This window comes from Agrobacterium larrymoorei, from assembly GCF_005145045.1.
Lineage (GTDB): Bacteria > Pseudomonadota > Alphaproteobacteria > Rhizobiales > Rhizobiaceae > Agrobacterium > Agrobacterium larrymoorei.
Genome location: NZ_CP039691.1, coordinates 2,244,659 through 2,265,994 on the forward strand (window position 1 = coordinate 2,244,659; position 21,336 = coordinate 2,265,994).

Below are 21,336 nucleotides of genomic sequence, written 5' to 3' on the forward strand. Positions count from 1 at the left end.
ACAAAGCTTTGCGGACGAGAAGGTTTACCTCACAAGTATGACCTGCGCGCCGGGTCGAAAATGACCGGATAATCCCGCTCATCCAGAATATCCAGAAAACCGTCCAGCCCGTCGCGCTTGATGAAAGCGTATTCCGCATCCGAAATAAGATTGACCGTCAGAATATCGACCTTGTCCTTTTCCACGCGCAACGCATCGCTCAATTGCTGGTCCGTGCGGATGATCGGCGTGAGGAAAAGAAATGTCTTGAACGGGCAGTCGGAAAGCGGCGCGCCCGGCATGGGAATGCGGTGCCCGAAGGCAACATAGGTGTCATCTATGAACGGAAACTGGGCCAGCCAGCGCAGGTTGGCAACGATCTCCGGCGTCGGTTCGCGCACATACCACATGAGTTCGGCCCGCGCCTCCACATCACGCTGGGCTGCGTCGTTGGCAAGGCGCATCTTCCTGTCGCTCATGCCGTTGGTCAGCAGCACATAGCCTTCATTCACCGCCTCGGTCGGCGAGAAATCCCGCCCATAGGCTTCGATCACCACATCCTGATCATCCTGTCCGCGAAACACATATTCCGGCTCTCCCAGAAAGGCGGCATAGGTCGCGCGCCGCTGCCTCTCCAATGCGCCCGGCTCCGATCTGGAGCCAACGGAAATCATTCGCCTGATACTGGAAAACATGAAAGGCAGACTTTCTTCGGAAAGATGCGCGCCTGGCAGCCCAAAGGCCTGCCGAACGGACGCCAATGCGGAAACCGCGCAGAAAAACGCTGCGCGACGGCTGAGCAAAAATCTATCGAATATCCGTCCCTCCTTCCGACCGGCAGCATCCCTCCAAAGACACTTTTTTGGGGGATATGCTGCACTTCCCCCGCCGACCTTCAGTTGTATTTATTGATGATTGATTGCATATTTTGTCAAATCAATTGTTTCAATGCTTGATCGTTTCAGGAATTACGCATGAACGAATATTCCGACCGTATAAGGCAGGTGGCGACCGTCTTCACACCACAGGATTATACGATCACGAAATCATTTCTGGAGGCGAATGGCATTCTTGTGCTGGGAACGCCTCACAATTTTATGCTCACGTCTATCCGCAAAGATGATGTCAGCGGCGGCGTGGGCATTCTCGTGCCGGAGAGGCAGGCTCAGGAAGCGATCAATCTGTTGATCGAGACAGACAAGCCTGAACCGCAACCCCCTCTAAAGGCGGCTCCGGTTAAGCCAGTCAAAGACGCTTTGACAGGCTGGCTCGCCTGGCTACGTGCTGTTTTTATTTATATTTTTATAGACAGCGGGAAGAGAGAAAACAAAGTTTCCATGAAGCGGATTATTCACGGTGAGTGGAAAAAAATTGAACACGAAGTGTGATCACTCCAGCACGAAAGAAAGCAGAATGGCTACGCCGGAGATAATAAGCCAAATCTTCATTGAAACTCGTCCTAATACCAGATTTAGCATGCATTGCGCCGCGCCCGTAAACGCTAAAAACAGCAGAAAAAAGCTTATGAGCAAGAGCGAGCCCGATGGTTCGGACATGCCATAGCTGTCAAGGACGACAGAGGCTGCAAATGCTCCAGCGCTGCAGAGAAGTATGAACCCGAAAATTTTAAGCGCACTAAACCAAGTCAACTCACCCATAAAACTTCAGCCCCCGACGGCAATTGGTCTTCTCAAGTCAACAAAAACTATTCTAAGCTGTGCAGTCAAGAAAGCTGCAATCATGGTAGAGATGCACGAGATAAGATACATTTTTGAAAGAAGGGATTTCGTTGCGCTGACAAGGGCGCTGGTGCGCCGTCCATTTTGGACCACGGCTTTGAAATTCATCTTCGCCAGCCTGATTGCCGGGCATGTTTTTGTAGTTCAGCTAATGCTCAGTACGGGTAAGCGAATTTCAGCGGATTATCTGGATTTTTACTTCAATAGCTTGCCACTGTGGTTTTTGCCGCTTGTACTCACAGCGTGCGGAGATCATCTGGCGGGATTGCTTGCAGCCTATGTTTTCAAGAAAAACGCCAGTGCAAACAAGGAAATCATTATCGATCTACAAGATGATGTTATTCGGGCTAGATCGGACGATATCAAAAGTGAGATCGGCTGGAAGTCGATTGTCAGGGTCATCGAAACCGATAAATATCTATTTCTGGCGCTGTCCAAGCGCGAGGCCTTGACGCTTCCAAAGCGTGCTTTCCCGTCCGATGCGGCGTTGGCGGAAACCATGCAATTCGTCAGGGAACATGTGAGCCCGCAAACGCCTATTGTGAGACATTATCGGTTCCGCACCATCGATCTGAGAGCGGCCTAGCAGCGGCACATCATCTTCAACGGCTGGCAAATCCCTCTCCGACGCCCCATATAGGGGCAAAAGGGAGCAAGCCCATGATCCATTTCGACAATTCCTATGCCCGCCTGCCCGAACGCTTTACCGCCGCCGTTCTTCCGACGCCGGTGAAGGCGCCGCGATTGATTGCTTTCAATCGCGCTTTGGCGGAAGAGCTTAGGCTGGATGTCGAGGGTATTGACGACGCGCGGCTGGCGGCGATTTTTTCCGGGAATTCTGTACCGCAGGGCGCCGAGCCGCTGGCAATGGCCTATGCCGGGCATCAGTTCGGCAACTTCGTGCCGCAGCTTGGGGATGGCCGCGCCATTCTGCTGGGCGAGGTGATCGACCGGCAGGGTAAGCGTCGGGACATACAACTGAAAGGCTCCGGCCCGACCCGCTTTTCCCGCAGAGGCGATGGCCGGGCGGCACTTGGCCCTGTGCTGCGGGAATATATCGTTTCCGAGGCCATGTATGCGCTTGGCATTCCGGCCACGCGGGCGCTTACGGCGGTGACCACCGGTGAGCGTGTACAGCGCGAAACCGGCCTTCCCGGTGGCGTGTTCACCCGTGTTGCCGCCAGCCACATTCGCGTCGGCACCTTTCAGTTCTTTGCCGCAAGAGAAGATCAGGAGGCGCTGAAGGCGCTTTCCGATTACGTCATCGCCCGGCATTACCCGGAGGCTGCCCAGGCGGAAAATCCTTATCTGGTAATGCTTCAGGGCATTGCGCAGCGGCAATGCGATCTGGTCTGCCGCTGGCTTATGGTGGGCTTTATTCATGGCGTGATGAACACTGATAACATGGCCGTTTCCGGGGAAACCATCGACTTCGGCCCCTGCGCTTTTCTGGATGAATACCACCCCAGCAAGGTCTTCTCCTCCATCGATGCGCAGGGTCGCTATGCCTATAATAACCAGCCCGGCATCGCCCAATGGAACATAGCCCGGCTTGCCGAATGCCTGATCCCGCTTCTGGATGAGGATCAGGACAAGGCCGTCGATCTGGCCAATAACGTGCTCGCGGATTTCGCCAAGGCCTTCCCGAAACGCTGGCTTTCCGGCATTCGCGCCAAGCTTGGCCTTACCACGGAGGAAGATGGCGACGAGCAATTGGTGCAGGACCTGCTTGCCATGATGCAGCGTTCCGAGGTGGATTACACCCTCACCTTCCGCCGCCTGTGCGACGCCGCCGAGGGCAACACCGAGCCCTTCCGCGCCATGTTCCTCGACCTTTCCGCCGCAGACGAATGGCTGGAACGCTGGAGGGCAAGAGCCGAGCGGGAGACCCCCTCGAACACCGAGCGCGCAAAAGCCATGCGCACCACCAACCCCGCCATCATCCCCCGCAACCACCGCATCGAAGAGGTCATAGCAGCGGCGGTGGAAGACGATGATTTCGAGCCGTTCCACGACATGCTAAACGCAATCGCCAAGCCGTTCGAGGAGAGCGAGAAACACTCGGTCTACATGCAGGCGCCGATGAACCATGAGCGGGTATCCAGGACGTTTTGTGGGACGTGAGGTGGGCTCTACGTAATAGAAAATCGGAACCTTGGCGACGCTAAAACTTGGAGTAGTCCAGTCGAGGGACCGCTTCATTGTCCTATTCCTGCCGCATCGACCTTGTAATCCGCTTCTCTCTTTCATTCCGCCCGTTCCCGGCTATGATGCGGGACCGGACAGCCAAGGATCATGCATGCGCAATTGTTTCGCGCTTCTTCTGCCAATCTGCCTTATCGCAGTGGGTGCGCCCGCGCGTGCTCAATCTCTGCCGCTATTCGAATGTACGCTGGTGACATCGGTCGAGACGGGTGCCGTCATCAACCAGCAGGGCACATGCGACAAGCGCGTTTCGCCTGCCTCCACGTTCAAAGTGCCGCTGGCGCTGATCGGGTTTGATGCGGGTATCCTGCAGGATGAGTTCAATCCCGTATGGGACTGGCAGAAGGGCATGGAGGCCAAGCCGCAGGAAGAGAAGAAGGTCGATCCCACGACTTGGCAGAAGGAATCCATACGCTGGTATTCCCGCGAAATCACCAGCCGCCTCGGGCCGGAAAAATTCGCGTCCTATGTCAAGCGCCTCGGCTTCGGCAATGCCGATGTGGCGGGCGAAGCGGGCAAGGGCAACGGGCTGACGGATGCGTGGGTCGGCACGTCGCTGGAGATTTCCCCGGTCGAACAGGTCGGCTTCATGCGCCGTCTGCTGGGCAATAATCTGCCGTTTTCACGGGATGCGCAAAACAAGACGAAAGCCATCGTCCCGGTCTATGACGGCGCAGAAGCCTGGAGCGCCCATGGCACAACGGGCACCGGCAACCTGAAAGGCCCCGATGGCAAGCCAGATCCCAACCGCCCCTTCGGCTGGTTCGTTGGCTGGGCTGAGCGCGAAGGCCAGCACATCGTTTTCGTGCGCCTGCGTGTAGGCGACAAGCCTTCGGAGCAGCCCATGGGAGAAGTGGTGCGTGGGGAGTTTCTGCGGGATATTCAGCGGTTTGCCGTGCATCGGTAAGGCGTTATCTGAACAACTCCGAGTGTGTTCCTGCGCGCGTGAAGACGATGAGATTCTGGGCGTCGTCCAAGGTGTAGATCAACAGGAAATCTCCGCCGATATGGCATTCCCGGTGGTCCCGCCAGTCACCCGTAAGTTCATGATCACGAAAATTAAGAGGTAACGGCGCGTCGTTGGCGATGGAGAGAAGCATTACTTCCTTTAGCCACCATGTCGTAACGACCGGATTCATTCAGCCTTTTCCAGTCCTTGAGGAAATGTTTGGTGTAATCCGACTGACGGGGCGGACGCCCGCTTTAACGACGCTTGTTTTTCGCCGCTCTTTTGCGTTGTCACTGCTTACCGCCATCGAGAGCGTCAATAATTTCTTCTGCCGAACGAAAGCGTTCGCGTTTTGCGCGAGCAATTGCTCTGGCCTCTTCCATGGCAGCCAGCGTTTCTGCGTTTGGTCTGGTCAGTTCGATGGGAAGCGCTTTTTCTCTGGCAATACGCGTCAGCATCATGCGCATTACATCGGAAACCGTAAGCCCCAAACTGTCCAGAACAGCGGTCGCATCATCTTTAATTTCCTGATCTATCCGAGCCCTCACATAGGCATTGGCAGTCATAATCAGCCTCCTTACGTTTGCACTGAATGTAGCTCAATTGGGCAGCATTTTCAAGATTGCATGGTGTGGCGCAAAAGTTTGCTTCGAAGTATTGACCTTCCCATGATGGGAAGCCCTACATAGGGTTCCGAAAGGGGAAAATCCCATGAACGAGACCGTTAGAGCCACTCATTCGCCGGAACCATTATCCATTCCAGTGGAGGGCATGACCTGTGCTTCCTGCGTGCGGCGGGTGGAGAATGCTGCGGCGAAGGTGGAGGGCGTGGCGGCGAGTTCGGTGAATTTCGCTACCAAGAAGCTGACCGTCGAGGCTTCGGATGGATTTTCGGCAAAGACCTTGGCCGCTGCGGTCAAGAAGATCGGCTACGAGGTTGCGCCGGAGCGGCATGAGCTTTTTGCGGGTGGCGTGAAGAGTGAGGTGGATGCGGAGCGGTTGAAGGCTGTTCTGGAGGCCATCGCCACGACGCTCAGCGCGCAGGTGGGTGACGACGGAAAAGTCATCGTGGAAGGCATGGGCGGCAGGCGTGAGCGGGAGATGCTGACCGAAACCGCGCGGGCGGCTGGGTTTGCCCTTTCCGCCAGCCGGGTGCAGCACGATCAAGTGGCTCACAATCACGGCGGGCATGATCATATGCATCAGCCAAGTGACGAGGTGCGGTTGAAACGGGACGTTATTATCGCCGCGATCCTCACTGCGCCGCTCTTCCTTCTGGAAATGGGCGGGCACGTTTATGAGCCGATGCACCACTGGCTGATGGGCGTTATCGATGCGCAGAACCTCTATTACATCTATTTCGCGCTGGCGACGGCGGTCATTTTCGGGCCGGGTTTACGCTTTCTGAAAAGCGGTTTTCCCGCCCTTGCGCATGGTGCGCCGGAGATGAATTCGCTGGTCGCGCTGGGCGTCAGTGCTGCCTATCTCTATTCGCTGGTCACGACTTTTGCGCCCGGTCTGCTGCCGGAAAATGCCCGCCATGTTTATTATGAAGCGGCAACCGTCATCGTGACGCTGATCCTCATCGGGCGTCTGCTGGAGGCGCGCGCCAGCGGCAGAACCGGCGATGCCATCCGCAAGCTCGCCAGCCTTCAGGCGAAGGCGGCGCGGGTGGAGCGGGGTGGTGAGGTGCTGGAAATTTCACCCGATGAGGTGACGACGGGAGACATCGTTCTCATCCGCCCCGGCGAGCGTTTGGCCGTCGATGGCGAGGTGGTGGAGGGTCGCTCCTATGTCGATGAATCGATGATTTCAGGCGAGCCGGTGCCGGTGGAAAAGGCCACTGGCGCGCATGTCGTGGGCGGGACGATCAACAAGACGGGCGCGTTCAAATACCGGGCAACGAAGGTCGGTGCCGATACGATGCTGTCGCAGATCATTCGGATGGTCGAGCAGGCACAAGGCTCCAAACTGCCGATCCAGTTGCTGGTGGATAGGGTAACGGCGCTGTTCGTGCCTGTCGTCATCGGCATTGCTGTGCTGACCTTCGTCGTCTGGGCGATACTCGGGCCGCAACCGGCTTACACTTATGCGCTTATCAACGCGGTTGCCGTGCTCATCATAGCCTGCCCCTGCGCCATGGGGCTGGCCACGCCAACCTCCATCATGGTTGGAACGGGCCACGCTGCCGAACTCGGCGTGCTGTTCCGCAAGGGCGAAGCGTTGCAGCAACTGCGCAGCGCCGATATCGTGGTGGTGGACAAGACCGGAACAGTGACCAAGGGCAGGTCGGAACTGACGGATCTCGTGGCTGACGATGGCTTCGATGAAGTTGAAGTCTTGAGGCTTGTGGCCGCGGTCGAGAGCCATTCGGAGCATCCGATTGCCGAGGCGATTGTTCGGGCTGCTAAAGAGCAGATGGTGGTCCCGGAGGGACTCGAACCCCCTTACGTCGAGAACTTCGAAAGCATCACCGGTTATGGCATCAGCGCAGTGGTCGACGGCCGCAAGGTGAATGTCGGCGCGGATCGCTTCATGGAACGGCTCGGCCTCACCGTTGCCCCCTTTCCAGAAACAGCGCAGAGGCTAGGCAATGAAGGGAAATCACCGCTCTATGTGGCAATCGATGGCACTCTTGCCGCCATTATCGCCGTTGCCGATCCGCTGAAACCTTCCAGCATCGAGGCCATTAAAGCCCTGAAAAACTTGGGGCTGGAGGTGGCCATGGTAACGGGCGATAACCAGCGCACGGCACAGGCCATCGCCAGACAGGTCGGCATCGAAAAGGTGGTGGCCGAAGTGCTGCCGGAAGGCAAGGTGCAGGCGATCCGTGATCTGCGCGGTGGCGGCAAGGCGCTGGCCTTTGTGGGAGATGGCATCAATGATGCTCCCGCGCTGGCAGAAGCCGATATCGGCATCGCCATCGGCACCGGCACGGATGTCGCCATTGAAAGCGCCGATGTGGTGCTGGTCGGCGGCGATTTGATGGGAGCCGTCCACGCCATCGAAATGAGCCGCGCCACCATGCGCAACATCGGCCAAAACCTGTTCTGGGCCTTCGGCTACAATGTCGCACTCATCCCGCTGGCGGCAGGCGCGCTCTACCCAGCCTTCGGAATTACGCTCTCACCGATGATCGGCGCGGGTGCCATGGCGCTATCCTCCGTCTTCGTTTTGGGCAATGCATTGCGGCTGAAAACCGCTCGAGTGTCAGGAAAGGCAATGCCATGAATATAGGAGAAGCTTCGCAGGCCTCCGGCGTTTCAGCCAAGATGATCCGCTATTACGAGCAGATCGGCCTCATCTCGCCCGCCACCCGCGCCGACAACAATTACCGGCTCTATGGCGAACAGGAGGTGCACAATCTGCGCTTCATCAAGCGCGCCCGCACGCTGGGCTTCTCGCTGGAAGAAACGGAGACGCTGCTGAAACTCTGGCAGGACAAGGAGCGGGAAAGCTCCGCCGTCAAGGATATCGCGCTCGCCCACATCGCCGATCTGGAGCGGAAAATCGCGGAAATGAAGGGCATGGTGAAAACGCTCTCGCACCTCGCCCACTGCTGCGGCGGCGACCACCGGCCGGATTGCCCGATCCTCGATGACCTTGCCGGAACCGACGCCATCTCTCCCAAGCACAAAACCGCTTGAAACTGAAAAGGAAAACCCATGACACAGACAATATTCACCGTGCCGGACATGACCTGCGGCCATTGCGAAAAGACGATCCGCGGCGCGCTGGCAGATGCGCTTCCCGGCGCTGATGTCAGCATCGATCTTTCGACGCATCGCGTTATCGTAGCGGGGGATGCCGACACAGCCTTTGCTGCCATGCAGGAGGTTGGTTACAGCCCGGAGCGCATGGGCTGAGCCTCTTCATCTTGAAATCCGCGTCGATAGAATGATGGAGGACAGCGTTCTCTCCACCCCATCCAGCGCGCCGATTTTATCGATAAGCCCATCGAGATCGGATATGGAGGGGGCGGCGAGAATGGCAATCAGATCGAAGCTGCCGCTGACGGAATGCAGCGTCGTCACTTCCTTTATCGCGGAAAGCGATGCCGTGACTGCGGCAAGCGCCTTGGGCGCAATGGTGATCAGCACATGGGCCCGCACCAATCCGGAGAGATAGCTCTCGGAAAGTCTCAAGCCATAGCCGGAAATCACGCCCTCCGCCTCCAGCCGCTCTATGCGCGCCTGGACGGTAGTGCGTGAGAGCCCCAACCTGCGGGCCAGCTCCGCCACTGGCATGCGGGCATTGTCCCCCAGAAGGGAAAGCAATGCCCGGTCTTTTTCCGTTATAGACATAGTGCAAAATCCAGCCGTCAATCTGACTAATCTTATGCTTCCATCTGAACAATGTGAAGCTATGAATCGATATCCAAAAGCTGCATTCTGTTACCTCAATTCATTCGAGGGGACAGGACATGAAACACATCGTCGTTGTCGGTGCAGGCAATATCGGATCGGCCATCGCCTGGATGCTGGCCGTGACGGGGGATTACCGGATCACGGTCGCGGATCGCGCTGTCGATCAGCTTGCCAATGTTCCAGCGCATGAGCGGATCGATACCGAGGTGGTGGACATTACGGATCGCCTTGGCCTTCAGGCGCTTTTAAAAGACAAGTTCGCCGTCCTTTCCGCCGCGCCCTTTCACCTGACGGCGGGTATTGCCGAGGCGGCGGTTGCGGTCGGCACGCACTATCTCGACCTTACCGAAGATGTCGAATCCACCCGCAAGGTCAAGAAGCTGGCCGAAACGGCAGAGATTGCGCTCATCCCTCAATGCGGGCTGGCACCAGGCTTCATCTCCATCGTCGCGGCTGATCTGGCAGCCCGTTTCGACAGGCTGGACAGCGTGCGCATGCGCGTCGGCGCGCTGCCGCAATATCCTTCCAACGCCTTGAATTATAACCTGACCTGGAGCACGGACGGCCTCATCAACGAATATATCGAGCCCTGCGAAGCCATTGTCGAAGGGCGGCTGACAGCGGTTCCCGCGCTGGAAGAACGCGAGGAGTTCTCGCTGGACGGCGTAACCTATGAGGCCTTCAATACCTCCGGCGGGCTTGGCACTCTGGCCTCCACTCTGGAAGGCAAGGTGCGCACGATGAATTACCGCACCATCCGCTATCCCGGCCATGTGTCGATCATGAAGGCGCTTCTCAACGACCTCAATCTGCGCAACCGCCGCGATGTATTGAAGGACCTGTTCGAAAACGCACTACCCGCCACCATGCAGGATGTTGTCATCGTGTTCGTCACCGTCTGCGGCACAAGAAACGGCCGCTTCATGCAGGAAACCTACGCCAACAAGGTCTATGCCAGCCCCATTTCCGGCCGCATGATGAGCGCCATCCAAATCACCACCGCCGCCGGAATCTGCACCGTGCTCGACCTTCTGGCTGCGGAAAAACTGCCATCGAAGGGTTTCGTAAAACAGGAAGACGTGGCGCTGCACGACTTCCTGACCAATCGTTTCGGGCAGTATTATGTGACGCGGGAAGGGCTGGCGAAGGTGGGGTAAGCCCCCTTCTCATTCACCCCCGCCTCTGCGCCTCTGGCCGCTCACCCACCGTCAGCGGCCAGTCCACCACATAATCCTCGAAGTCATCGACCTCGACATCCTTCTCATTCACCGTGCGCCCGCGCGCCGAGATGCCCGCTTGGTGCACCGTTTCGGGGTCGCCGGAGACGAGGTGGTGCCACCAGTAAAGGTCGTGCCCGTCGCGCACCAGGGCGTAAGCGCAGGTGGGCGGTAGCCAGCCGATTTCGTTGACGAGTTTGAGGTTGAGCTGAATGCAGTCCGGCACCGTTGCGAAGCGGTTTTCGTAATCCGAGCAGCGACAGCTTTCCCCATCCAGAAGCTGGCAGCCGACGGAAGTGAACACCACTTCGCCCGTGTCCCAATCTTCCAGCTTGTTGAGACAGCACAGGCCGCAGCCATCGCACAGGCTTTCCCATTCGCTGTTACTCATTTGCGCCAGCGATTTTGTTTTCCAGAATGGCGCGTCACTCATCGTTAATATTTCCGTTTCATTTTGCTGCATAGGGCTTCAAATAGAGTAGCCCGTTTTGTCGTATCGCTATCGGCTGGATTATAAGATATTTCTTAATTCCGGCAGAGTGGTGGTGAGGAATGACCCGCGCAAGCTTGTTGCGTCAAGCGTTTGCTCGCCATATCGAACAGGAATACGTTTCAGGTGCAGGAAGACAACAAAAAGAAACAGGCGCGCCGTAAACGCCACATTCTGCTTCGGATCGATTCCTGGATCGATTCCAGCCTCTGGACAGCCGCATCCCGCGCTATCGATTTCTGGGAAGAAGTTACCATCGTTTCGCGCAAGCTGCATCTGCGCGGCTGGAAAAAGTTTCTCATCAACATTGCGGATGACGCGTTGACGGTTGGCGTCGCCGGTTCCGTCGTGCTGCTGGCGCTCGCCCTGCCCGCCTTCGAGGAAACCAAGAAGGACTGGCGCTATCGCGGTGATTTCGCTGTCACATTTCTGGATCGCTACGGCAACACAATCGGCCATCGCGGCATTATTCACGAAGATTCCGTGCCGATCGACCAGATGCCGGATCACTTCATCAAGGCCGTTCTGGCAACGGAAGACCGGCGTTTCTTCGATCATTTCGGCATCGACTTCATCGGCCTTGCCCGCGCCATGAGCGAAAACGCCCGCGCAGGCGGCGTCGTGCAGGGTGGCTCCACGCTGACGCAACAGCTGGCCAAGAACCTGTTCCTCACCAATGAGCGCTCGCTTGAACGCAAGATCAAGGAAGCCTTTCTGGCATTGTGGCTGGAAGCCAACATGTCGAAGAAGGAAATCCTCTCGCTCTATCTAGACCGCGCCTATATGGGCGGCGGCACATTCGGTGCGGCAGCGGCAGCGCAGTTTTATTTCGGCAAGAACCTTACGGATGTGACGCTGGCGGAATCCGCCATTCTGGCCGGTCTGTTCAAGGCACCGGCGAAATATGCGCCGCACGTCAACCTTCCCGCCGCCCGCGCGCGGGCAAATACCGTGCTTTCCAACCTCGTGCAGGGCGGCTTGATGACCGAAGGTCAGGTGGTGGGCGCACGCCGCAACCCGGCAACCGTTATCGACCGCGAAGAGAAGCAGGCACCGGATTACTTCCTCGACTGGGCGTTTGACGAGGTGCAGCGTCTGGCCAAGGAAGGCAAGATCAAGGACCATACTGTGGTCGTGCGTACGACCATCGATACCGGCCTTCAGCAGGCGGCCGAGCAGGCCATGGAAGGCAGCCTCCGCGAATTTGGCGAGGGTTACAAGGTCAAGCAGGGTGCGATGGTGATGATCGAAAATGGCGGCGGCATCCGCGCCATGGTCGGTGGGCGGGACTATGGCGAAAGCCAGTTCAACCGCGCAACGGCGGCGCTGCGCCAGCCGGGTTCGTCCTTCAAGGTCTACACCTATTCCGCCGCCATGGAGAAGGGTTACAAGCCGGAAACGCTGATTTCCGATGCCCCGGTCACATGGCGCGGCTGGTCTCCGCAGAATTATGGCCGCTCCTATGCGGGCAAGGTAACGCTGCAGACCGCGCTCGCGAAATCCTATAACACCGTGCCCGTGCGCCTTGCCAAAGATGTGCTTGGCACGCAGATCATCGTGGATACGGCCAAGGCTATGGGCGTTGCTACACCGCTCCGCACCGACAAGACCATTCCGCTCGGCACCTCCGAGGTTACCGTGCTGGACCAGGCAACCGGCTATGCCGTGTTCCCTGCAAACGGCATGCAATCCCGCCGCCACGGCATCGAGCAGGTGCTGGATTACGAGGGCAAGGTTCTCTACGATTTCGACCGCGACGAGCAACCGGCCCACCGCGTGCTTTCCGAAGAAGCCACCTCCAAGATGAACCGCATGCTGGTGACCATTCCAGTCGAAGGCACGGCGCGGCGCAGCGCACTGGACAACGGCATCGTCTCCGGCGGCAAGACGGGCACCTCGCAGGCCTACCGCGACGCGTGGTATGTGGGCTTCACCGGCAACTACACGACCGCCGTCTGGTTCGGCAATGACGATTTCACCTCCATGAACAACATGACCGGCGGCGCCCTGCCCGCGATGACGTTCAAGCGCCTGATGGATTACGCCCACCAAGGCATGGAACTACGCCCCATCCCCGGCATCCAGAACCCGCTGCCCACAGGCTCCCGCCCACAACCCGCAGCCGGCGCAGCCATCGCCTCCGCCGACGCCCTGCCCGCGCTAACCCGCCCCCGCTCTCTATCAACTGAGGCCACACGCGTTATTCGCTCCATTGGCAAGCAGTTGAAGGAAGCCTCTGCGCCTGCGTTGACGGTGCAGAAGGTGGCGGAAGTTGGTGGGGATGTGCCGGTGAAGCGGTAGGCTGCCATCACCGCGTTTCCGCACAGCATATTCTCGGCCCCATATAGACTATAATTTTCAAATCATTTCATAATGTTACGCTAAGGCTTACTTCATGTTCGTTATTTATCTTGCCGTGCCATTCGGCGCCTTGCTCGGAGGGCTCGGAGGCTTTCTGGGAACAGGTGGCGGCACATTTGCCATCCCGCTGCTGGTCTTGATGTTTGCATACGATCAGAAAGCTGCACAAGGTACGGCGCTGGTCATGGTGGTTGTCAATGTGCTTTACGCGCTTCTGAAATATCGCAGCAAAGGCAGCTTCGACTTCAAGGCCGCCCTTGTGCTTTCCATCAGCGGAAGCCTGACCTCGACACTCAGCGCAGCCTGGGCGCTCTCCCTGCCAAGCGAAACACTGAAATGGTGGTACGGCGCCTTCCTCATTCTCCTTGCAGCCTTCGTTGCCGTGACACGCAGCAAAAAATTCGTTTCCAGCAGTTTTGACTATAGATGGATGTTTTTGCCTGGGGCGATTGGTGGCGTGTCTCTTGGCCTGTTCGGTGTTGGCGGCGCCATGCTGGCCGTGCCACTGCTCGTCATGTTCTTCGGCCAATCACAGGTCAAAGCGCAAGGCTTGGGACTGGCCCTCGCGCTTCCCGGCTGCAGCATTAGCCTCATCCAGTACGGCTATCATGACCATGTCGATTGGCTGGTTGGCGCGTTGTTTGCCGTGGGTGGTTTGCTTGGCGTTCCGGCAGGCGTTCATCTGGCTCACAAGGTAAAAGAGCGAACCTTGGTTCTCGCCTTTTGCAGTTTACTCACGCTTGCTGGAACGTTGATAGTAGCAAAGTGATAGCACTGGAATTCTGGTTTTGATGTCCAGTTAGAGGCCAAACGAGATGGCTCTACGATCCGCCTGCGTTTGACCGTCATAGCCCCAGTTTTTCCCCGGCACCTCGTGGATGACGATGTATGTGGCTTCCGGCAAGTCAGAAATTTGGCTGCGAAGGTATTCCATCACCTTGGAAACGAACCGACGCTTTTGTTCGACGGAGTTCGTTCCGGAAGTGACGTAAATGTCCAAATGAGCAGTCGCGCCTCTTACTCGACCGCCAACGGTCCATATGGGCGATTGTAAATTTTCAATCGAAACCGAAGTCAGTTCGTATCGCTTCTCCAGCTCAGACGCGATCAAATCAGTCAGTTGGGAGGCCGTATCTTCAGGCGAAGGCAGGGAAACATCTGCTCCTAAAGTCAATCGTGCATAAGGCATCAAAATCTCCATCGGTTGACAGTCTCGATTTTGATTGAGAAAAACAGAAATTAAATTGCCTAATTTGAAATTCTGACTTGAGTTAAACTCATGATTCAAGATTTACCCTCTCAGCTCCTTCGCAGTTTTGTCACTGTCGTCGATTGCCGCTCGCTTGCCATTGCAGCACCTCGCCTGGGCCGTAGCGAATCCGCGATCAGCCTTCAAATGGCTCGGCTTGAAAAGCTCGTCGGACAAGCTCTTTTCGATAGGGATGGGCGCGGATTGAAGGTTAATCAGACTGGCAATTTGCTGCTGATGCATGCCCGGATGATTTTGGAGAAGATAGATGCTGCGCGTGCGGAGTTGGACGCTGCTGGGACAGCCTATTTTCGGATCGGAGTGGTTCAGGACTTTGTTGGAGCCGTTCTGAAACCGGCGCTTTCCGACATCAATCGCACTCACCCCGGCGCTACTGTCTCCATCATCGTCGCTGGAACAAGCGAATTATTAAAGGCGCTTAGCGAGGAGAAAATTGACGTCGCTCTTTGTGCGAGTGAGCCCATAAGCGGCACACCTTCAATAACTCTTCCCATGCGCTGGTTTGGAGACATAGGTCTCACGGATGGCGACGTTGTGCCGCTCATTGGCATAACGGGCTTCTGCCCTTTCATGGTGGCCGCTAAAAACGCCCTGACTGCCGCTGGCCGTTCATGGCATGTCGTCCTTGAGACACCCAGCCTTGAAGGCGTGCAGGCTGCGGTCGAGGCAGGCCTAGGCCTGACATGCCGGACAAAGCTAGGGATTAACCTGCCTCCAATAGAAGAGGGACTGCTTCCGAATCTTCCTTCAGCACCTTACTCGATCATTAAACGTAATTCCCCACGCAAAGATGCGGCACTTGCTGCCGAACTCATCACGCGGCACCTAAATTTGATGAATGTGGCAAGGTAACCGGCAATCGCATACGATCTAGAGTTCGGCCCAATATTGCTCAAGTAAGGCAGGTCGCGCCCTCGGCTTTCAGGGCCTGCAACCAATTCCCCTCTCCAACCGTTCACCCCAACACAAAAACGCTCAAGCCCCTCAAGCACTTGGGCGTTCGTTTCCATTCCGGTTGGAGCCCAGACATGAATGAAGTGTCTCGCAGAGAAGCCTCTGCCTATCCCTTCCAGTCCCTTTTCGTGCCGTTTCCCTTTGTCTGTTTTTCGTTGGCGCTGGCGACGGATGTTGCGTTTTGGCAGACGGCGAATTTGATGTGGCAGAATTTTTCGGCCTGGTTGCTGTTTGCAGGGCTGGTGGCTGGTGGGCTTGCCGTTTTGGCGGGGTTGCTGGATCTGTTGAGGGCGCGGACGCGGCCCATGCGGCCTTCGTTTGTCTCCGTCCTTCTGTTTTTGGTGATGCTCATCTTCGCCTTCGTCAACAGTCTGGTTCATGCCGGTGATGGGTGGACGGCTGTGGTGCCTTACGGGTTGCTGCTTTCTGCGATCACCTTCGTCGTATCGTTGATGGCTGTCGCCTCTTCCACCCGCAAATATGCCCGTCTGGCCTGGAGAGTATGATGATGGCTTACCGCTTTTTCGCCCCCGCACTTCTTCTCACCAGTGTCGCTTTTATTCTGCCTGCATGCAGCGATCAGAACGGCAATTTCGATACCGCGCAGCAGATTGGCGCCGACCCGGTTCTGCCTGAACCCGCCATGAGCCTCATTCCCGATCTCAAGGTTGCGGAGGTGGTTGGCTGGAAGGATGGCGAGATGCCCACCGTGCCGGAGGGCCTGAAGATTTCCGTCTATCAGAAGGATCTCGTCAATCCGCGCACGGTGCACACGCTACCGAATGGCGATGTGCTGGTGGTGCAATCGCGCGAACCGAAAGGCGGTCAGTCGGCATCGCGCCCTAAGGACATTATTCGCGGCTGGATCATGTCCATTGCGCATGGCACCAGCGGTGGTACGCCGAAGGAAAGCAACATCATCACGCTTCTGCGCGATACGAACCGCGATGGCACCGTGGATGAGCGGCATGATCTGCTAACCAAGCTCGACTCCCCCTTCGGCGTCGCCTTCGCCGATAACACTCTCTATGTGGCCACTTCCAACGAAATTCTGGCCTATCCCTATCAGCTCGGCCAGAACGAAATCACCGGCGAGCCGCGTGTGCTGACGCAGCTTCCCGGCGGGCCGATCAACCACCACTGGACGAAGGATCTAGCCCTGAGCCCGGATGGCAAGTTCCTTTATGCCTCCGTGGGCTCCAATTCCAACATCACGGAAAACGGGCTTGAGGCAGAAAAGAACCGCGCGGCGATTTTACAGGTGGACCGGCAGACCGGCGCCTTCAAGCTGTTCGCATCCGGCCTGCGCAACCCCAATGGGCTCGCCTTCAACCCTGAGAGCAAGGCGCTCTGGGCCGTCATCAATGAGCGTGACGAGCTTGGCCCCAACCTCGTGCCGGATTACATGACGTCGGTGAAGGAAGGCGGCTTTTACGGCTGGCCGTGGAGCTATTATGGCAACCACGTCGATGCCCGCGTCTATCCGCCTCGCCCGGATATGGTTGAAAAGGCTATCAAGCCGGATTACGCGCTTTCCAGCCATGTGGCAGCCCTTGGCCTCACCTTCTCGCTGAATTCCGCCCTGCCCGCGCCCTATCAGAACGGTGCTTTCATCGGCGAACATGGCAGCTGGAACCGCACGGCATTCAATGGCTACCGTGTGACCTTCGTGCCGTTTGAAAACGGCAAACCCGCTGGCAAGACGCAGGATGTGGTGACCGGTTTCATTCAGGGAGACAAGGCCCGAGGCCGCCCGGTCGGCGTCGGTATTGATGGCACCGGCGCTCTGCTGGTGGCGGATGATGCAGGCAACACGGTTTGGCGCGTGGCGGCAGCGGATGGCACGGTAACGCCCGCGCCGATTGCGACGGACGATGTTTCAGGCGGCGCGGCGGCAACCGCTCCAGTAACGACAGCACCGGCGGCTGATGCACCTTCGCAGACGCCTGTTACGCCGACCGCTCCTGCGAACTAACTGCCGCGTGGAGCACGCTCGTCAGAGGGTGGTAATGGTGCCACCCTCGGCGTCACACCGAGTTGTCCTACCGCTATCCGGTCGGGTTGACTAGCGTTCCTGAACAGTTGCCCAAGTCAGGTAGCTCGACGACTCCGCTCCCTCGGCGTCATCCTCGGGCTTGACCCAAGGATCCATAACCGCTTGATTTCGTTGACGGCGATGGATCCTCGGCTCAAGGCCGAGGATGACGGTCGTGGGTGGGGCGGCGGTGTTCAAACATATCCCACGCTATCTGCCGCCTCCGTCACCCTCGAGCTTGCCCACTGCTGTCCAGTCAAGTTGGCTAGCGTTCCTGCACAGTTGCCCAAGTGGAGCAGCTCAACGGCTCCTCCCCCCGGCGTCATCCTCGGGCTTGATGTACAGCCTTGAGACATAGTTGACAGATGTTCGGAGACATCCCTGACAGTTTTGCTCTGTGGCAAAGGAGGTCGGGATGGCTTGGCGGGAGGTGTCTGTCGTGGATCAGCGAAGCGAATTTGTGATGCTTGCGTCGTTGGAGGGGGCCAATGTTTCGGCTTTGTCCAAGCGTTTCGGCATCAGTCGGCAGACGGGGTATCTTTGGCTGCGGCGGGCAAAGGCGGGAGAGACCGTGCAGGATCGCTCCCGTCGTCCGCATTCAAGCCCTTTTCGAACCCCCGATGATCTGGAGCGCAGTGTCGTCGATATTCGTGACGAGCACCCGGCCTGGGGTGCCCGCAAGATCGCAAGGCGAATGCGCGACCTTGGTATGGAGCCGCCTTGCGTCTCCACCGTGCATGCCGTTCTTTCCCGCCATGGCAGGATCGGGGCGCGACCGAGTGAGCGCATGGCAAACGGTCGCTTCGAGCGCGAGGCGCCCAACCTCCTCTGGCAAATGGACTTCAAAGGGCGCATCCAGATGGCCTGTGGCAACTGGTGCTATCCCCTAACCATCATCGATGACCACTCCCGCTTCGCCATTGCCATCGAAGCCTGCCCCAACGAGCAGCTGGAGACCGTTCGGGCCAGGCTGGAGGCGATCTTTCGTCGCTATGGCATGCCGATGGCCATTTACTGCGACAATGGCAATCCATGGGGTGCGGGCGTGCCCAATCAATGGACGCGGCTGCGGGTCTGGCTGTTGAAGCTTGGCATCGAATTGATCCATTCCCGGCCTTATCATCCGCAGGGTCGTGGCAAGAACGAACGGTTTCATCGTAGTCTCAAGGCGGAAGTGACGGACTTCACAACGCTCTTGGATCAGGCCCACGCCCAAAAAGCGTTCGACCGCTGGCGCCGTATCTACAATCACCATCGCCCGCACGAAGCGCTCGGCATGGCCGTGCCCGCAAGCCGCTATCGGCCTTCCTCACGTGCATTTCCCAACCAGCTTCCAGAGCCCATCTACGACAGAAGCGAGATCGTTCGCTGCGTCAGTTCGACCAAGGGCTATGTCAGCTTCAAGGGCAAGACCTGGCGGGTGCCGAACGCCTTCAGAAACGAACGCCTGGCCATCCGATCCCTCAACCGCACAGGCCTCTACGGCGTCTTCTTCGGCGCAACCCAGGTCGCAAAAATCAACCTTGAAAGCTAGGCCGCACTGTCAGGGATGTCTCCGAACATCTGTCAGGGATGTGTCCGGTCTTTACACTTGACCCGAGGATCCATAACCGCTTGATTTCGTTGATGGCAATGGATCCTCGGCTCAAGGCCGAGGATGACGGTCGTGGGTGAGGCGACGGTGTTCAAACATATCCCACGCTATCTGCCGCCTCCGTCACCCTCGAGCTTGTCCCACTGCTGTCCAGTCAAGTTGGCTCGCGTTCCTGCACAGTTGCCCAAGGGGAATAACTCGACGTCGCCGCTCCCTCGGCGTCATCTTCGGGCTTGACCCACTGCTGTCCGGTTTAAATTTCTGGACAAGGCGCATGACATTGATTCTACTCGGTTTCAGACGTTTCGCGGCGATCTGGACACGAACAGGAGATCAACGTCATGCGCCACCAGAATAGCGTTTTTCATCAAATACAGAAGCATGTTCCCTGGCAGGTCTTCGAAGGGCTTGTGGATAAGTACAAGGGCGATCACAGGGTTCGGCGGTTTTCGATGAAGGACCAGTTGCTGGCGCTTCTGTTTGCTCAACTTTCCGGCGCGCAAAGCCTGCGCGAGATCGAGGCAGGGCTGTCGAGCCACCGCAACCAGCTTTATCATCTGGGTGCCCACGGCGTGGCGCGCTCCACCCTTGCCGATGCCAATGCCACAAGGCCTGCGGACGTCTTTGCCGATCTGTTTTCCCATATGGCGGCTGCCGCCAGCCGAAGAACCCGTCGCCATATCCGCGATGCGGTGCGCCTGCTCGACGCCACCCGCGTCGCCGTCTCCTCCATGAGCAATGGTTGGGCCGATATGGTCAGCGGGCGCAGAGCCGCCAAGCTGCATGTCGCCTACGATCCGAATGGCGACATCCCCATGGCGATGACCATGACAGGCCAGAGAACCAACGACATCGTGCCCGCAAAGGCCATGCCGATCGAACCCGGCATGACCTATGTCTTTGATCTGGCTTACTATGATTTCGCGTGGTGGGCAGCGCTGGACCGGGCAGGCTGCCGCTTCGTCACACGGCTTAAGACCAACACGCATCTTCAGGCCGCCACCGAACAGCCTCCAAGCGAGAGCGATCACATCCTGTGCGACAGGATCGGGCTGTTGGCACAACGCATGGCGCGCTCGAGACGCAATCCCTTTTCCGAACCGTTGCGCGAGATCGCGGTGCGGATCGACACGGGCAGGACCATCCGGCTCGTCACCAACGATCTGGATGCGCCAGCCGAAGAGATTGCCGAGCTTTACAAACAGCGCTGGCAGATCGAACTGTTCTTTAAATGGGTCAAGCAGAACCTCAGGATACGCCATTTCTTCGGAGCATCCGAAAACGCCGTGCGCATCCAGACCTATGTCGCCCTCATCGCCTATCTTGTGCTGCGCATGGCGCAGGCCTGCCAGAGCGCCATCACGCAACCGCTCACCTTCACCCGCCTCGTACGCCTCAACCTCATGCACAAAAGGCGATCCGACCAACTCCTTAAACCACCCACACAACCGTCCAAATCCCCAAACCAGATGGTGCTGATGTGGGACTGAAATTTAAACCGGACAGTAGTGGGTCAAGCCCGAGGATCCACAACCGTTTTATTTCATGGAGGAGGCAGAGATCCCGTGTCGTATCGCACCCTCATTTCTTCGCCTTCCTCGCACCCTTTTCCCTGTTAAACGCAATCGCCGCCTGCACCAGCGCCGTCAGCGCGGCTTCATCGATCTCTTCGCCCTCATGGATATCGATGGCGCGGCGGGTGTTGCCTTCCAGGCTGGCGTTGAACAAGGAGGCGGGGTCTTCAAGGGCTGCGCCATGAGGGAAGGTCATTTTGACGACGAATTTGTAGGTTTCGCCGGTGCAGATGATGCCGTGGCTGGACCAGACGGGCACGCCGCGCCATTTCCAGTCCTCCTCCACTTGCGGATCGGATTTGAGGATAATGGAACGGATGCGGGCCAGAACGGGGCCGCGCCAGTCGGTCAGTTCGGCAATGCGCCCGTCGATGAGACGGGAGGCAGGAGAGCTTTCGTCTTCAGACGTTGCGGAGGCGTTGTCGTTGGTGGATTCGGTGTGCAGCACGGGTCCTCCTCCCGAAGCGGATATGTGGGTGCTTCGCAAACATTAGCACATCTTCATTCTACTTCCAGTAATTGCTGCGTCCGTAACGATACGCACACTGCGTGCGGAAAACTCCCTCGCCTTACGTTGCGTTACCGAAAGCCAAAAAAAGTAT

Annotated in this window: 21 protein-coding genes and 1 pseudogene; 15 read left to right on the forward strand and 7 right to left on the reverse strand. The window is 57.7% G+C overall.

What is annotated here, in order from left to right; all coding sequences use genetic code 11:
- Nucleotides 1–29: 29 nt before the first annotated feature.
- Nucleotides 30–674 (reverse strand): suppressor of fused domain protein, encoded by a 645-nt coding sequence (locus CFBP5473_RS10815; protein WP_027676900.1) that lies wholly within the window; start codon nt 672–674, stop codon nt 30–32.
- 279 nt (nt 675–953) lie between these two features.
- On the opposite strand from CFBP5473_RS10815, the gene CFBP5473_RS10820 reads away from it, so the two are divergent.
- The 4 genes from CFBP5473_RS10820 (at nt 954) to blaOXA (ending at nt 4,830) form a co-directional block, all read left to right on the forward strand.
- Nucleotides 954–1,367, forward strand: a complete 414-nt coding sequence (locus CFBP5473_RS10820; RefSeq protein ID WP_027676899.1) for a hypothetical protein — start codon at nt 954–956, stop codon at nt 1,365–1,367.
- A 223-nt stretch (nt 1,368–1,590) separates the two neighbouring features.
- A complete protein-coding gene (locus CFBP5473_RS10825) occupies nt 1,591–2,304 on the forward strand; it encodes a YcxB family protein (RefSeq protein ID WP_084631815.1) in 714 nt (237 codons plus the stop codon).
- 74 nt (nt 2,305–2,378) lie between these two features.
- A complete protein-coding gene (locus CFBP5473_RS10830; protein WP_027676896.1) occupies nt 2,379–3,842 on the forward strand; it encodes a protein adenylyltransferase SelO in 1,464 nt (487 codons plus the stop codon).
- Between the two features lie 175 nt (nt 3,843–4,017).
- Nucleotides 4,018–4,830 (forward strand): class D beta-lactamase, encoded by an 813-nt coding sequence (gene blaOXA / locus CFBP5473_RS10835; protein WP_037171690.1) that lies wholly within the window; start codon nt 4,018–4,020, stop codon nt 4,828–4,830.
- Nucleotides 4,831–4,834: 4 nt separating this feature from the next.
- Here blaOXA and CFBP5473_RS25245 read toward each other — a convergent pair whose 3' ends face one another.
- The gene (locus tag CFBP5473_RS25245) at nt 4,835–5,062 is read right to left on the reverse strand and encodes a type II toxin-antitoxin system YafQ family toxin (protein WP_027676894.1); all 228 of its coding nucleotides are present in this window, start codon (nt 5,060–5,062) and stop codon (nt 4,835–4,837) included.
- Between the two features lie 100 nt (nt 5,063–5,162).
- Nucleotides 5,163–5,438: a type II toxin-antitoxin system RelB/DinJ family antitoxin gene (locus CFBP5473_RS10845; protein ID WP_027676893.1), complete on the reverse strand. Its 276-nt coding sequence runs from the start codon at nt 5,436–5,438 to the stop codon at nt 5,163–5,165.
- Between the two features lie 145 nt (nt 5,439–5,583).
- Between CFBP5473_RS10845 and CFBP5473_RS10850 the strand changes: the two genes are divergently transcribed.
- The 3 genes from CFBP5473_RS10850 to CFBP5473_RS10860 are packed head-to-tail and all read left to right on the forward strand — an operon-like array spanning nt 5,584 to nt 8,738.
- The gene (locus CFBP5473_RS10850) at nt 5,584–8,103 is read left to right on the forward strand and encodes a heavy metal translocating P-type ATPase (protein ID WP_027676892.1); all 2,520 of its coding nucleotides are present in this window, start codon (nt 5,584–5,586) and stop codon (nt 8,101–8,103) included.
- Nucleotides 8,100–8,519: a Cu(I)-responsive transcriptional regulator gene (gene cueR, locus CFBP5473_RS10855; RefSeq protein ID WP_027676891.1), complete on the forward strand. Its 420-nt coding sequence runs from the start codon at nt 8,100–8,102 to the stop codon at nt 8,517–8,519. The genes CFBP5473_RS10850 and cueR overlap by 4 nt, the downstream gene beginning before the upstream one ends.
- 18 nt (nt 8,520–8,537) lie before the next feature.
- Entirely contained in the window at nt 8,538–8,738 is a 201-nt protein-coding gene (locus tag CFBP5473_RS10860; RefSeq protein ID WP_027676890.1) for a heavy-metal-associated domain-containing protein, read from the forward strand.
- Between the two features lie 6 nt (nt 8,739–8,744).
- On the opposite strand, the gene CFBP5473_RS10865 is transcribed toward CFBP5473_RS10860, so the two are convergent.
- Nucleotides 8,745–9,176, reverse strand: a complete 432-nt coding sequence (locus CFBP5473_RS10865) for an Lrp/AsnC family transcriptional regulator (RefSeq protein ID WP_027676889.1) — start codon at nt 9,174–9,176, stop codon at nt 8,745–8,747.
- Between the two features lie 119 nt (nt 9,177–9,295).
- Between CFBP5473_RS10865 and CFBP5473_RS10870 the strand changes: the two genes are divergently transcribed.
- Nucleotides 9,296–10,396: a saccharopine dehydrogenase family protein gene (locus CFBP5473_RS10870; RefSeq protein WP_027676888.1), complete on the forward strand. Its 1,101-nt coding sequence runs from the start codon at nt 9,296–9,298 to the stop codon at nt 10,394–10,396.
- 13 nt (nt 10,397–10,409) lie between these two features.
- Here the strand turns inward: CFBP5473_RS10870 and CFBP5473_RS10875 are convergent, their stop codons facing one another.
- Nucleotides 10,410–10,889, reverse strand: coding sequence for a YcgN family cysteine cluster protein (locus CFBP5473_RS10875; protein ID WP_027676887.1), 480 nt, complete (start codon nt 10,887–10,889; stop codon nt 10,410–10,412).
- A 183-nt stretch (nt 10,890–11,072) separates the two neighbouring features.
- Between CFBP5473_RS10875 and CFBP5473_RS10880 the strand changes: the two genes are divergently transcribed.
- The gene (locus CFBP5473_RS10880; protein ID WP_027676886.1) at nt 11,073–13,247 is read left to right on the forward strand and encodes a transglycosylase domain-containing protein; all 2,175 of its coding nucleotides are present in this window, start codon (nt 11,073–11,075) and stop codon (nt 13,245–13,247) included.
- A 94-nt stretch (nt 13,248–13,341) separates the two neighbouring features.
- Nucleotides 13,342–14,076 (forward strand): sulfite exporter TauE/SafE family protein, encoded by a 735-nt coding sequence (locus tag CFBP5473_RS10885; RefSeq protein WP_037171687.1) that lies wholly within the window; start codon nt 13,342–13,344, stop codon nt 14,074–14,076.
- 30 nt (nt 14,077–14,106) lie between these two features.
- On the opposite strand, the gene CFBP5473_RS10890 is transcribed toward CFBP5473_RS10885, so the two are convergent.
- Nucleotides 14,107–14,595 carry a tautomerase family protein gene (locus tag CFBP5473_RS10890; protein ID WP_136954350.1) on the reverse strand — a complete coding sequence of 163 codons (489 nt, stop codon included), beginning with the start codon at nt 14,593–14,595 and terminating at the stop codon, nt 14,107–14,109.
- On the opposite strand from CFBP5473_RS10890, the gene CFBP5473_RS10895 reads away from it, so the two are divergent.
- The 5 genes and pseudogenes from CFBP5473_RS10895 (at nt 14,587) to CFBP5473_RS10920 (ending at nt 20,650) form a co-directional block, all read left to right on the forward strand.
- On the forward strand, nt 14,587–15,429 hold the full coding sequence (locus CFBP5473_RS10895) for a LysR family transcriptional regulator (protein ID WP_027676883.1): 843 nt from the start codon (nt 14,587–14,589) through the stop codon (nt 15,427–15,429). The two genes, CFBP5473_RS10890 and CFBP5473_RS10895, sit on opposite strands and share 9 nt — an antisense overlap.
- Nucleotides 15,430–15,605: 176 nt before the next feature.
- Nucleotides 15,606–16,037 carry a DUF2231 domain-containing protein gene (locus CFBP5473_RS10900; protein ID WP_027676882.1) on the forward strand — a complete coding sequence of 144 codons (432 nt, stop codon included), beginning with the start codon at nt 15,606–15,608 and terminating at the stop codon, nt 16,035–16,037.
- Entirely contained in the window at nt 16,037–17,506 is a 1,470-nt protein-coding gene (locus CFBP5473_RS10905) for a PQQ-dependent sugar dehydrogenase (protein ID WP_051441401.1), read from the forward strand. Before CFBP5473_RS10900 ends, CFBP5473_RS10905 begins: the two co-directional genes overlap by 1 nt.
- Before the next feature lie 475 nt (nt 17,507–17,981).
- Nucleotides 17,982–19,147, forward strand: a pseudogene (locus CFBP5473_RS10910) (IS481 family transposase); the annotation flags it as partial.
- A 354-nt stretch (nt 19,148–19,501) separates the two neighbouring features.
- Nucleotides 19,502–20,650: an IS4 family transposase gene (locus tag CFBP5473_RS10920; protein ID WP_136954349.1), complete on the forward strand. Its 1,149-nt coding sequence runs from the start codon at nt 19,502–19,504 to the stop codon at nt 20,648–20,650.
- Nucleotides 20,651–20,741: 91 nt separating this feature from the next.
- On the opposite strand, the gene CFBP5473_RS10925 is transcribed toward CFBP5473_RS10920, so the two are convergent.
- Nucleotides 20,742–21,179: a DUF1801 domain-containing protein gene (locus CFBP5473_RS10925; protein ID WP_037171959.1), complete on the reverse strand. Its 438-nt coding sequence runs from the start codon at nt 21,177–21,179 to the stop codon at nt 20,742–20,744.
- Between the last annotated feature and the right edge of the window lie 157 nt (nt 21,180–21,336).

Bases quoted from the DNA above. Each gene is read 5' to 3' on its own strand.
- CFBP5473_RS10815 (WP_027676900.1), bottom strand. From the start codon at position 674: ATGTTTTCCAGTATCAGGCGAATGATTTCCGTTGGCTCCAGATCGGAG.
- CFBP5473_RS10820 (WP_027676899.1), top strand. From the start codon at position 954: ATGAACGAATATTCCGACCGTATAAGGCAGGTGGCGACCGTCTTCACA.
- CFBP5473_RS10825 (WP_084631815.1), top strand. From the start codon at position 1,591: ATGAACCCGAAAATTTTAAGCGCACTAAACCAAGTCAACTCACCCATA.
- CFBP5473_RS10830 (WP_027676896.1), top strand. From the start codon at position 2,379: ATGATCCATTTCGACAATTCCTATGCCCGCCTGCCCGAACGCTTTACC.
- blaOXA (WP_037171690.1), top strand. From the start codon at position 4,018: ATGCGCAATTGTTTCGCGCTTCTTCTGCCAATCTGCCTTATCGCAGTG.
- CFBP5473_RS25245 (WP_027676894.1), bottom strand. From the start codon at position 5,062: ATGAATCCGGTCGTTACGACATGGTGGCTAAAGGAAGTAATGCTTCTC.
- CFBP5473_RS10845 (WP_027676893.1), bottom strand. From the start codon at position 5,438: ATGACTGCCAATGCCTATGTGAGGGCTCGGATAGATCAGGAAATTAAA.
- CFBP5473_RS10850 (WP_027676892.1), top strand. From the start codon at position 5,584: ATGAACGAGACCGTTAGAGCCACTCATTCGCCGGAACCATTATCCATT.
- cueR (WP_027676891.1), top strand. From the start codon at position 8,100: ATGAATATAGGAGAAGCTTCGCAGGCCTCCGGCGTTTCAGCCAAGATG.
- CFBP5473_RS10860 (WP_027676890.1), top strand. From the start codon at position 8,538: ATGACACAGACAATATTCACCGTGCCGGACATGACCTGCGGCCATTGC.
- CFBP5473_RS10865 (WP_027676889.1), bottom strand. From the start codon at position 9,176: ATGTCTATAACGGAAAAAGACCGGGCATTGCTTTCCCTTCTGGGGGAC.
- CFBP5473_RS10870 (WP_027676888.1), top strand. From the start codon at position 9,296: ATGAAACACATCGTCGTTGTCGGTGCAGGCAATATCGGATCGGCCATC.
- CFBP5473_RS10875 (WP_027676887.1), bottom strand. From the start codon at position 10,889: ATGAGTGACGCGCCATTCTGGAAAACAAAATCGCTGGCGCAAATGAGT.
- CFBP5473_RS10885 (WP_037171687.1), top strand. From the start codon at position 13,342: ATGTTCGTTATTTATCTTGCCGTGCCATTCGGCGCCTTGCTCGGAGGG.
- CFBP5473_RS10895 (WP_027676883.1), top strand. From the start codon at position 14,587: ATGATTCAAGATTTACCCTCTCAGCTCCTTCGCAGTTTTGTCACTGTC.
- CFBP5473_RS10900 (WP_027676882.1), top strand. From the start codon at position 15,606: ATGAATGAAGTGTCTCGCAGAGAAGCCTCTGCCTATCCCTTCCAGTCC.
- CFBP5473_RS10905 (WP_051441401.1), top strand. From the start codon at position 16,037: ATGATGGCTTACCGCTTTTTCGCCCCCGCACTTCTTCTCACCAGTGTC.
- CFBP5473_RS10920 (WP_136954349.1), top strand. From the start codon at position 19,502: ATGCGCCACCAGAATAGCGTTTTTCATCAAATACAGAAGCATGTTCCC.